7 protein-coding genes are annotated in these 10920 nt (G+C 71.3%); 4 read left to right on the top strand and 3 right to left on the bottom strand.

All coding sequences use genetic code 11. From position 1 onward, the window contains the following. Positions 1 to 126 precede the first annotated feature (126 nt). Positions 127 to 1650: an aldehyde dehydrogenase family protein gene (locus ABZW30_RS40175; RefSeq protein WP_355676253.1), complete on the bottom strand. Its 1524-nt coding sequence runs from the start codon at positions 1648 to 1650 to the stop codon at positions 127 to 129. A 483-nt stretch (positions 1651 to 2133) separates the two neighbouring features. Then, positions 2134 to 3081, bottom strand: coding sequence for a terpene cyclase (locus ABZW30_RS40170; RefSeq protein ID WP_355676252.1), 948 nt, complete (start codon positions 3079 to 3081; stop codon positions 2134 to 2136). A 335-nt stretch (positions 3082 to 3416) separates the two neighbouring features. Here ABZW30_RS40170 and ABZW30_RS40165 point away from each other — a divergent pair, with 335 nt between their 5' ends. Further along, on the top strand, positions 3417 to 6407 hold the full coding sequence (locus ABZW30_RS40165) for an AAA family ATPase (protein WP_355676251.1): 2991 nt from the start codon (positions 3417 to 3419) through the stop codon (positions 6405 to 6407). A gap of 185 nt (positions 6408 to 6592) precedes the next feature. After that, positions 6593 to 7657 carry an aldose epimerase family protein gene (locus tag ABZW30_RS40160; protein WP_355676250.1) on the top strand — a complete coding sequence of 355 codons (1065 nt, stop codon included), beginning with the start codon at positions 6593 to 6595 and terminating at the stop codon, positions 7655 to 7657. Positions 7658 to 7691: 34 nt separating this feature from the next. On the opposite strand, the gene ABZW30_RS40155 is transcribed toward ABZW30_RS40160, so the two are convergent. Beyond that, complete coding sequence (locus ABZW30_RS40155; protein WP_355676249.1) at positions 7692 to 8213, bottom strand: GNAT family N-acetyltransferase; 522 nt, start codon at positions 8211 to 8213, stop codon at positions 7692 to 7694. 309 nt (positions 8214 to 8522) lie between these two features. On the opposite strand from ABZW30_RS40155, the gene ABZW30_RS40150 reads away from it, so the two are divergent. Then, a complete protein-coding gene (locus tag ABZW30_RS40150) occupies positions 8523 to 9803 on the top strand; it encodes an extracellular solute-binding protein (RefSeq protein ID WP_355676248.1) in 1281 nt (426 codons plus the stop codon). Between the two features lie 81 nt (positions 9804 to 9884). Continuing rightward, entirely contained in the window at positions 9885 to 10886 is a 1002-nt protein-coding gene (locus ABZW30_RS40145; protein ID WP_355676247.1) for a sugar ABC transporter permease, read from the top strand. Positions 10887 to 10920: the final 34 nt, after the last annotated feature.

The following is a 10920-nucleotide window of genomic DNA, read 5'->3' as shown; positions in this document are numbered from 1 at the left end:
AATGGGGGGTTTTGTTGTTTTTGTACCCCGCACCCGGCTTTTGGCCCCCCCCCCCCCCCCGGGGGGGGGGGGGGGGGGGGGGCGCCCCGCCCCGGCCCCCCCCCTCCACTCCTGTCCCGGGGCGGCCTAGAAGAAGCCGACCGCGTCGGGGGAGTAGCTGACCAGCAGGTTCTTGGTCTGCTGGTAGTGCTCCAGCAGCGCCTTGTGGTTCTCCCGGCCGATGCCGGAGTTCTTGTAGCCGCCGAAGGCCGCGTGGGCCGGGTAGGCGTGGTAGCAGTTCGTCCAGACCCGGCCCGCCTGGATGGCGCGTCCAGCCCGGTGGGCGGTGTTGATGTCGCGGGTCCACACGCCCGCGCCGAGCCCGTACTGGGTGTCGTTGGCGAGCGTGACCGCCTCGTCGAAGCCGTCGAAGCGGGTGACCGAGACGACCGGGCCGAAGATCTCCTCCTGGAAGACCCGCATGCTGTTGACGCCCTCGAAGACCGTCGGCGTCACGTAGTACCCGCCGGCCAGCGAGCCGCCGAGGTCGGCCCGCTCGCCGCCGACCAGGACCTTGGCGCCCTCGGCCTGGCCGATCTCGAAGTAGGAGAGGATCTTCTTCAGCTGTTCGGCGCTGGCCTGCGCGCCGATCTGGGTGTCGGTGTCCAGCGGGTTGCCCTGGCGCATCGCGCGCACCCGCTCCAGGCCGTCGCCGAGCAGCCGCTCGTAGACGGAGGACTCGATCAGCGCGCGGCTGGGGCAGGTGCAGACCTCGCCCTGGTTGAGGGCGAACATCGCGAAGCCCTCGACGGCCTTGTCGTAGAAGGCGTCGTCGGCGGCGGCGACGTCCGCGAAGAACAGGTTGGGGCTCTTGCCGCCGAGCTCCAGGGTGACCGGGATCAGGTTGTCGGCGGCGGCGCGGGAGATCAGCCGGCCGGTGCCGGTCTCGCCGGTGAAGGCGAGCTTGCGCACCCGCGTGCTGGCGGCCAGCGGGGCGCCGGCCTCCTCGCCGAAACCGGTGACGATGTTGACCACGCCGGGCGGGAGCAGGTCGGCGGTCAGCTCGGCCAGCAGCAGCACCGAGGCCGGGGTCTGCTCGGCGGGCTTGAGCACCACCGCGTTGCCGGCCGCCAGTGCCGGGGCCAGCTTCCAGACCGCCATCAGGATCGGGAAGTTCCACGGGATGATCTGGCCGACCACACCCAGCGGCTCGTGGAAGTGGTAGGCCACGGTGTCCTCGTCCAGCTGGGAGAGGCTGCCCTCCTGGGCCCGCAGCGCACCGGCGAAGTAGCGCAGGTGGTCGACGGCGAGCGGGAGGTCGGCGGCCAGCGTCTCGCGCACCGGCTTGCCGTTCTCCCAGCTCTCCGCGACGGCCAGCTGCTCCAGGTTGGCCTCCATCCGGTCGGCCATCCGCAGCAGCACCTGCGCCCGGTCGGCGGCGGAGGTGCGGCCCCAGGCCGGCGCGGCGGCGTGGGCCGCGTCCAGGGCGGCCTCGATGTCCTCGGCGGTGCCGCGGGCCACCTCGGTGAACACCTCGCCGGTGACCGGGGTCGGGTCGCCGAAGTACTCGCCGCGCACCGGAGGCGTCCAACCGCCGTTGATCCAGTGCTCGTACCGGGAGCGGTAGGCGACGATGCTGCCGGGCGCGCCGGGGGGCTGGTAGACCGTCATCTGATACCTCCGAGTGATCACTTGGCGTGATGGATTGGTTACGGTCGGTCGGAGCGAAAACCGAATTGCGGTCCGGCCTGCCGCCGGGCCGGCGGGAGGTCGGGTCCGTGGAGCCGGTGCAAGACCGATGGGCGGCGCACCGTCCCTCCGTCGGCAACCCCGGGTCGGCGACCGGCCGTGAAGCGGAAGGCCCGACCCGCGAGGGTTGGACTTCCCCGGCTTCGACCGGAGGAGGAAGTCAAGCTCTGTGTCTCCTCGCGACGTCGGGCGCCGCCCGATCGTGGCCGGGGTGGCGTGCCGGACCTCCCCTCCGGGGGTGGTCCGGCCGGAGCGTGTGGAGTGCCTGTGCGGGTCGGGCGCCCCGCGGGGGGCGTCCACCGTGAGCACGATAGCCGCCGAACGCGGGCGCGGCTACGGTCTGTTCGCTCGCATCATACGGAGGGTGTGCGTTCCGGTCGTCGTGGCGTCTGCCGGGGGCGCGCGTCAGACCACGTGGTACCGGCCGGTGCGGGCCTCCCAACTCAGGTAGCCCGCCAGCCAGGTGAGCAGTCCTTCCGCGTACCGCTGGGCGATCGCGCACTCGATCCGGGACAGGCCCAGCTCCCGGTAGACGTCCGGCAGCCGCTCGTGCAGCTCGGCGCAGCGCTCGACCAGCAGCTGAGCCTCCGCCATCACCGCCGCACAGGCCTCCTCGGCCGAGCAGCGGCGCTCACGCTGGACGATCATGACCAGGTTGTTGACGTCCCCGCGCGGCGCCTCCAGCGGGAAGGACCGCACGTCGTTGCTGAGCGACGGTATGTCGGCGGCCAGCTGCCGGAGTTGACGCAGCACCGGGTGGTGCAGGACGGCGGCGGGGACCTCGAACTGGCCGAGCCGCTCGACCATGTCGAAGATGGTCTCCATCGCCGCGGTGCCCCGTCTGAGTTCGAGGTAGCCGGCCCGGTCCGGCGGCCGCGCCGAGATGCGGCCCGCCGCCTCGGCCGGGTGACTGGCGAAGTAGTACTCCCAGTTGTAGGCCGCGCGGGCCTGCCAGCGGGCCGGCATGCCGTGCACGCTGCGGTTCCACAGGTCGGCGAAGGCCGCCTCGACGGCGGAGTCCGGGTCGGGGCGCGCGCCGTGCAGGACGGCGATCAGCCGCTCGCAGATCGGGGCGACCTCGGTGGGCCGACGGCCGAGCGGGCCGTCGAACTGGTCGTCGAAGAGGAAGTAGAAGCCCATCAGGTCGGCCGCCAGGGCGAGTTCGTCCGGACCGGCGTCCGGGTAGCCGAGCGCGGCGAGGTCGACCACCTCCCAGTGGGCGTAGCCGGGGTGGTCGGCGTCGGGTAGCAGCGGGTGGCGGATCAGCCAGTCCCGGTGCAGCTTGGTGGCGTACGGGCCGTGCGGACTGCGGCGGTACGGGAACGGAATCTGAAGTGAGGTGTCGTCAGACATCGGACTCCCGGTGCAGCGGAGGGTGGGGGCGCTTGTGGTTCGATCATTGGCCGTGGGGGGAGTTGGCGCGGCGAGGCTGGGACGGTGAGGGTGACTGTGCAAGATCATCAGCGCCTCGCGGGCCGTAGGGTATCTGATGCAATGATCGGACGTTAGGGATATAGGGCAATTGCCCTTGGCAAACTCTCCGAACCCTCACCGTCCGCCCCAGCCTGGGCGAATGCCGCACAGCGAGCCGCACACGGCGCTAACCTCGGCTCCACGAACAGTGACGGAGCGGCTCCCACGGGCAGTGGTCGAGCCGCGCCGCTAGCCGGTGAGGCGGAGGCGCGACGGTGACCGAGCAGGACAACGAACTTCGGACGGGAACCGGTTCCGGCCGGGACGGCGACGGGGCCGCGCCCAGGGTCAGGCTGCGCGACCGCGACGCCGAACTGCGTTCGGTGGAAGCGGCCATCGACCGGCTCTGCCGCGAATTCGCCACCGGTGGCACCGAGATCGGCGACCTGCTGGCCTTCTCCGGCCGCCCGGGCATCGGCAAGACCAGCCTGCTGCACGAGGTCCGACGGATCGCCAAACTCCGCGAGGGCACCTGCGTGCTGTTCGCCCGAGGCGGCGAACGGCAGTTCAAGGAGCCGTACCACGTGCTGCGCCAGCTGCTCCAGCCCGTGCTCAGCGATCTGAACGAGGACGAGTTCCGCCAGGTCATGGGCACCTGGGAGGAGGTCGTCGGACCGGCCATGGGCCTCAAGCAGCCCAAGGCCGGCGCCCGCCGGCTCGACCCCCAGGGCGTGCGCGACGGCCTCGACTACGTGCTGACCCAGCTCGCACCGCGCCGTGCGCCGATGGTGATGATCGTCGACGACCTGCACTGGGCCGACGCCGAATCCCTCGCCTGGCTCGCCAAGTTCGCCGTCCGCTCCGGCGAACTGCCCGTCCTGCTCGTCTTCGCCTTCCGTGAGGACGAGAACGACTGGCCCACTGAGACCCAGGACCTCCGACGGGACATCCTCGGCCTCAAGGGGCGCAAGCACGAACTCAACCGGCTCAACCTCAGCTCCGTCACCGACATGATCCGCGCCGAACTCGGCGACAAGGCCGAGGACGCCTTCTGCTACGAGTTCTGGAACGTCGTCAACGGCAACCCCTTCGAGGTCGTCGCCCTGCTCGACCAGGTCCGCGACCAGGAGCTCGAACCGGTCGAGGAGAACTCCCGGCAGCTGCGCGAACTCGCCGTCGACGCCACCGGGATGACCCTCAAGAGCTGGCTGGACCGGCTCGGCGCCAGCACCCTGCGCTTCGCCTGGGCCTGCGCCATGCTGGGCACCGACATCCGGGTCGACCTCGCCACCCGGATCTCCACCCAGAGCGCCGAGGGCGCGCGCGACTCCATCAAGCAACTGCGCAAGCAGCGCGTGCTCACCCAGGTCCCCAGCGGGAACCTGGAGTTCGTCCACCCGCTGATCGCCAGCTCCATCTACAACACCATGCCGGAGGCCACCCGCCTCGGCATGCACGGCATCGCCGCCGCCGAGATCGAGAACGCCGGACTCGGCCTGCTCGCCGCCTCCCGCCACCTGGTCGAGACCCACTCCGGCGAGGGCGACGACCGGATCGTCAAGAAGCTGCGCCGCGCCGCCGTCGAACACCAGCTGATCGGCGCCCCCGAGGCCGCCCAGCGCTGCCTGCACCGCGCGCTCAACGAGCCGCCCGCCGACGCGATCAAGGCCGAGGTGCTGTACGAACTCGGCTGCTCGGCACTGCTCACCGACCCGGTCGCCACCGTCAACCAGCTCAAGCTCGCGCTCGACCCCGACGAGGTGCCGCTGCGCCCCGAACTGCGGGTGGACGCCACTTTCCGGCTCTCCGAGGTGCTCGCCCACAGCGGCGAGCTGGGCCAGGCCGCGCTGGTCTGCCAGCAGGAGGCCGAGCAGACCGACGACCCGGCCGGGCGGCAGCGCCTCCAGGCCGCCTCGTTCATGTGGCACGCCTTCCGCAAGTCCGAGGAGGACGGCTCCGGCCGCTCCGCCCGGCTGGGCGAGATGTGCCGGAGCCTGGCCGGCCGCGAGGCCGCCGACCGGGCGGTACTCGCCATGCGCGCCTGGGACCTGACCCTGCGCGGCGCCCCCTCCTCCGAGGCGCTCGCGCTCGCCGACGAGGTCCTCGAAGGCGGCCGGCTGCCCAAGGGCCTCGGCTGGACCGACACCACCTGGGGCTTCGAACTGCCCTCGATGCTCGGCCTCACCTACATCTACAACGACCGCATCGCCCAGGCCGAGCGGCTGTTCGCGGACGCCATCATCCAGTTCGAGATCGCCGGTTGGAGCGGCGCCCACCGGGGCTTCGCGTACTTCCTGATGGGCCTGGCCCGGTTCCGCCGCGGCCTGCTCGCCGAGGCCGAGGACTTCCTGCGCCGGGCCCACCGCATCTCCGAGCGGGTCGGCAAGAAGCTGCCGCTGGCCTGGGACGCGGTCGGCGTGCTGGTGGACACCCTGATCGCCCGCGGCCGGGTCGAGGAGGCCTGGACGCTGGCCAGCGAGTTCGGCTTCCACCCGCCGTACCACGCCACCGCCATGGTGCTGCCGGACGCGGCCTCGCTGTACGGCAAGCTGCTGATCGCCATGAAGCGCCACGCGGGCGCGGCCGCCGCGCTCACCGAGGCCGGCGCCCAGCTGGAGATCCGCGGCTGGCGCAACACCGTCTGGGCGCCCTGGGCCGGGCACCTGGCCGTCGCGATCGCGGACGACGAGCCCGAGCGCGCCCGTGGTTACGCCCAGAAGGCCGTTCAGGACGCGCGCGGCTTCGGCACCGCCTCGGCGATCGGCGGCGCGCTGCGGCTACAGGCGCAGGTCGAGAACGGCGAGCAGGCGGTCGAGCTGCTGGAGCAGGCCGTGGAGCACCTGGGGCAGTCCCCGGCCGCCTACGAGCACGCCGTCGCGCTGGTCGACCTGGGCGCTGCGCTGCGCCGGGTCGGGCGGCTGGAGGACGCCCAGGAGTACCTGTACCAGGGCATCGAGCTGGCCCAGCACTGCTCGGCGGAGAAGCTGGTCGACCAGGCCCGGCGGGAGCTGGCCAACTACGGCCTGCGGCCCAACCGGCTGGAGAAGCGCGACTTCCGGGACACGCTCAGCGGGCCCGAGTGGGAGGTCGCCAAGCGCGCCGCGCAGGGCGTGCCGCCGCAGCGGATCGCCGACGAGCTGGGGGTGCAGCTGAGCCTGGTCAACCGGCGGCTGGCAGCGGTCTACCGCAAGGCGGGCAGCGGGCCGGACGGCCTCGCCTCGGCGCTGGGGATGTCGGCCCAGCCGCGCGACGAACAGGGCGAGTAGCGGCGGACCGGCGAGGGCGGCGGACGGTGGCGTCCGGGCGGCGCGCGGAGGCGTGGGAGCGCCCCCGCTACCGCCTCCCTCGCTAGGCTGACGGACACCACGGAGGCTGCGGCAGCGCCTCCTGACGGATGGACGGACCCGGAACCGGGCGGAGGCGGCGGCGCGGTCGCCAGTGAGGAGCAGGCATGGCGAGCGAAGCCACCGGCGTGCGGCGGGAACCCTTCGAACCCTCGGGCGCCGGTGCCGCGATCCAGCGCTGGACGCTCACCGCCGGTCCGTACGAGGCGAGCGTGCTCACCCTCGGCGCCACCCTGCACACCCTGAGCGCGCCGGACCGTGCCGGCCGCACGGCCCAACTGCTGCTGTCCACCGATCAGTTGGGTCAGATCCTGGGCCCGGCGCGGCACTACGGCACGGTGGTGGGCCGGTACGCCAACCGGATCGACCGCTCCGAGGTCACCCTCGACGGCGAGGAGCACCCGCTCGCCCCGACCGGCGGCGGGCTCACCATCCACGGCGGACCGGACGGCTTCGCCCAGCGGATGTGGGCGGCAGAGCCGATCGAGGGCGGAGTGCGGCTGCGGCTGCACAGCCCGGACGGTGACCAGGGCTTCCCGGGCGGGCTCGACGTCGCCGTCTCCTACACCCTGGACGCGGGCGGCGAGCTGGTGATCGCGTACCACGCGGTGACCAGTAAGCCGACGGTCGTCAACCTGACCAACCACGCCTACTTCAACCTCGCGGGTGAGGGCAGCGGTGACGTCCTGGGCCACCTGCTCACGTTGGACGCCGACGAGTACACCCCGGCCGACGAGCGGCAGATCCCGTACGGGCGGACCGAGCCGGTGGCCGGCACCCCCTTCGACTTCACCGTGGCCACGCCGATCGGCAAGTCGGTGCACGACGAGCACCCGCAGCTGGACGGCCCCGGCGGCTACGACCACAACTGGGTGCTGCGGGCCCGTCCGGCGGACGGCGCACCGGCGCGGGCCGCGCTGCTGGAGGACCCGGTCAGCGGCCGCACCCTGGAGGTGCTGACCACCGAGCCGGGCATCCAGGTCTACACGGCGAACAAGTTCCAGGGCGCGGTCGCCGGCGCGAGCGGGGTCCCGTACGGGCCGTTCGCCGGGATCGCGCTGGAGACCCAGCACTTCCCGGACTCCCCGCACCACCCGGCGTTCCCGAGCACTGTGCTGCGGCCGGGGGAGGAGTTCCGCTCGACCACGGTGCTGCGGCTGGGCACCAACTAGGCGTCCGCATCGCGACTAGGCGTCCGCATCGCGACTAGGCGTCCGCGCCGCCGGGCAGGTCCCGGCGCATGCAGAGCCGGGGCCAGCGGTCCAGCCCGTGCTCCGCCTCCCTGCGGCGGATCTCGCGCAGGCCCGGGGTGAGCTCCGCGTCGGCCAGCGGGCGGAAACCGCAGCGGGCGTAGTAGGGGGCGTTCCAGGGGACGTCCGCGAAGGTGGTCAGGGTGAGCGCGGGGGCATCGGCGTCCCGCTGCCCGGCGAGGTGCTCGATCAGCGTCCGGCCGATGCCCCGGCGGGCGTGGTCGGGGTGCACCGACACCTGCTCGATGTGCAGGGCGCCGTCCACCGGCTCGGCCAGCAGGTAACCGGTGATCGTCCCGTCGGGGGCCTGCGCGACCAGCGCGATGCCGTGGTCGAGGTAGTGGGCGAGTTCCTCGGGCGTGCCCGGGTCGTCCTCGGCGATCTCCGGCATGCCGATCGCGGCGAAGGGCGCTCCGGCGGCCCGCTCCAGCTCGACCAGCAGTGGCAGTTCGTCCCTGGTGACGGCTCTGATGCGCATGCGCCCAGTCTGCTGCAAGTACCTTTCGGCCACGCACGGTGGCACTGTCGGCTACCCGAGACCGGAGCAAAACGGATGAAGCGGGGCATTCGCCGTCGCCGCCAACTACCGTGCGGCTACGTCCAGGACACGCGGCTGTAACGATCGCTATTTCTTGCAGAAACTTGCTGCAAGGACTTTCCGTCGATCTTTCACCGCTGTTAACTTCCTTCCGAGCCCGACGGCAGCAACGGTGCGGTCGGCACGAGGCAGCCATTATGCGCCTGTCTCCGAACATCTCGGGCACCCCCACCCTCCCAAGGAGTTCTCATGCGGCGTGGCATCGCGGCCTCTGCCCTCGTTGTGGCCCTCGCGGTCTCGATGGCTGCCTGTGGCAGCAGCGGCGGCTCCGGTTCGGACAGCAAGGCCGACGGCCCGGTCACCCTCACGTACTGGGACACGTCGAACGCCACCAACGAGGCTCCGACCTACCAGGAGCTGGCCAAGAAGTTCGAGGCGGCCAACCCGAACATCAAGGTCAACTTCGTCAACGTGCCGTTCGACCAGGCGCAGAACAAGCTGCAGACCGCCATGGGGGCCAAGGGCGCGCCGGACGTGTTCCGCTCCGAGGTCGGCTGGACCGCCGCCTTCGCCAAGGCCGGCTTCCTGGAGCCGCTGGACGGCACCCCGGCTGCCGCCGACACCTCCACCTTCCAGCCCAGCCTGATCCAGCAGGCCAAGTACGACGGCAAGCTGTACGGCGTCCCGCTGGTCACCGACACCCTCGGCTTCCTCTACAACAAGGACCTGTTCGCCAAGGCCGGCATCACCGACGCCCCCAAGACCTGGGACGAGCTCAAGACCGACGCCGCCGCCGTCAAGGACAAGGCCGGCGTGGACGGCTTCTGGCTGAAGGCCGCCGACGGCTACTACGCGATGCCGTTCCTGTTCGGCGAGGGCACCGACACCGTCGACGCCGCCGGCAAGAAGATCACCGTCACCTCGCCGGAGGCCGTCAAGGCCGTCGAGACCTACAAGTCGATGTTCACCGCGCCCGGCATGGCCAAGGCCGACGTCACCACCGACGCCTACGCCCACATGATGGACGCCTTCAACAGCGGCAAGGTCGCGGCGATCATCCAGGGCCCCTGGGAGATCACCAACATCTACAAGGGCTCCGCCTTCGCCGACAAGAAGAACCTCGGCATCGCCCCCGTCCCGGCCGGCTCCGGCGGCAAGGCCGGCGCCCCCACCGGCGGCCACAACATCTCCGTCTACGCCGGTGCCGACAAGGCCCACAAGGCCGCCGCCGAGAAGTTCGCCGCCTTCATGACCTCGGCCGAGAGCCAGGCCTTCATCGCGCAGAAGAACTCCACCCTGCCGACCCGCTCCGACGCCTTCACCGCCGACGTCAAGGCCGACCCGGGCATCGCCGGCTTCCAGGGCATCCTGAGCAGCGCCAAGCCCCGCCCCGAACTGCCCGAGTACAGCTCGCTGTTCGCCTCGCTCGGCGAGAACCTGGGCAAGGCGCTCCAGGGCACCAGCACCCAGGACGCGCTGAACACCGTCTCCACCGACTACGCCAAGCTCCTGCCGGGCTTCGCCAAGTAGTCCCCGCGCCCGGCCTGCCGACCGTACGGCAGGCCGGGCCGTTCGGCTTCCCCGAGAATTCCCCCCGAGAAGGTGCAAACGATGTCAGTCGCCGTGCAGGGTGCCACCGGCAAGGGCAGCCGGGAGCGCGAGCAGCGTCCGGGCCTGCTGGAACGCCTCAAGCGCTCCTACGCCAAGCACTGGTACGCCTACGCGATGATCGCCCCGGTCGTGCTGGTGCTCGGTGTGCTGGTGCTCTACCCGCTCGCCGAAGGCATCTGGCTCACCCTCACCGACGCCAACAGCCTCAACGTCGCCCGCAAGATCGGCGTCAACGAGATCCCGGCGAGCTACAACTTCGTCGGCTTCCACAACTACGCCGACATCCTGTGGGGCCCCGGCTCGTACGACCGCTTCTGGTCGCACTTCGTCTGGACCATCGCCTGGACGGCCGTCTGCGTCTGCCTGCACTACACCCTCGGCCTCGGCCTCGCCCTGCTGCTCAACAAGAAGCTGCGCGGGCGCGCCGCCTACCGGATGCTGCTCATCCTGCCCTGGGCCGTGCCGACCTTCGTCACCGTCTTCTCCTGGCGCCTGATGCTCTCCGACGGCGGCGTCATCAACAGCGCGCTCTCCGCCCTCCACCTGCCCGAGCCCGGCTGGCTCACCGACCCGTGGGCGCAGAAGGCGGCCGCGATCCTGGTGAACACCTGGGCCGGCGTGCCGTTCATGATGATCTCGCTGCTCGGCGGCCTGCAGTCGATCCCGGCCGAGCTGTACGAGGCCGCCGAGATGGACGGCGCCACCCGCTGGCAGCAGTTCCGTTACGTCACCCTGCCCGGGCTGCGCACCGTCTCCTCCACCGTGGTGCTGCTGGGCGTGATCTGGACCTTCAACCAGTTCAACGTCATCTTCCTGCTCTTCGGCAAGGGCGCCCCCGACGCCCAGCTGCTGGTCACCTGGGCCTACCGCCTCGCCTTCGGTCAGATTCCCCAGGATTTCGCGCAGTCCGCCGCCTACGGCGTGATCCTGCTGTCCATCCTGATCGTCTTCACCGCCTTCTACCGGCGCTGGCTCGCCCGCAACGAGCAGGCCAACGGCTGAGGCCCCGGACCCAGTTGACCCACGAAGGCAGGTA

The organism is Kitasatospora sp. NPDC004669 (genome assembly GCF_040609455.1).
Lineage (GTDB): Bacteria > Actinomycetota > Actinomycetes > Streptomycetales > Streptomycetaceae > Kitasatospora.
The sequence above is the reverse complement of the archived record's forward strand: the minus strand, read 5'-3'. Positions and strand labels throughout refer to the sequence as shown.